Raw genomic sequence first — 624 nt, 5'->3', positions numbered from 1 at the left:
GAGACACTGTCAGCAATCAGCGATTTATTGTGCATTCGGCGGTTCAGTCGTTCGAAGTCACTGGTTAATGCAAAGATTCGTGCAGAGCGGTATTGATGAGGATTGAACAGGCGTATTTCAATATTGGGGTGCGCATTTAGAGCCGCCATGACGTTGTCGTTGCGTTTTTGCATGTCATCAAGCAGCAGTCGGATTCTGACGCCTCGTTTGGCTGCTTCGTACAAACGCCAAGTGATCAGCTGGCTGGTTTCGTCACCGCGATAAATATAGTACTGAAGATCCAAGCTTTTTTGTGCGGACTCGATGAGAGAAGTACGAGCAAGAAGGGCATCGTGTCCTTGGTTGAGCGGGTAAAAGCCAGTGATGGTTTTAGGATCTTCGCCATAAGCTTCAAAGTAATGAGCCAGAACCGAATCTTGTTGATAGCCGAAATGGAAAGTTGTGGATTTCTCACTTGGCTGATTTGATTCGATTGATGAGCATGCTGAAAGCACTGAGAACATGGATGCGAAAATGAATTTGGAGAGCGTATGTAACAATGGCACATTTCCTTGTCTTACAAAACCTTACTGTATTGAAGTATAGACATAAGTGCTTTCAACGTGCCGTTATCGCGGCTAAAGA

General features: G+C 45.2%; 1 protein-coding gene. It reads right to left on the bottom strand.

Translation table 11 applies throughout. The features are described from left to right. The coding region (locus tag R7E78_RS27895; RefSeq protein ID WP_318058857.1) for a phospholipase D-like domain-containing protein at positions 1 to 539 on the bottom strand (539 nt) is incomplete at its 3' end. Between the last annotated feature and the right edge of the window lie 85 nt (positions 540 to 624).

The organism is Vibrio sp. YT-19(2023), assembly GCF_033337395.1.
This window is presented reverse-complemented; position numbering and strand designations above follow the sequence as displayed.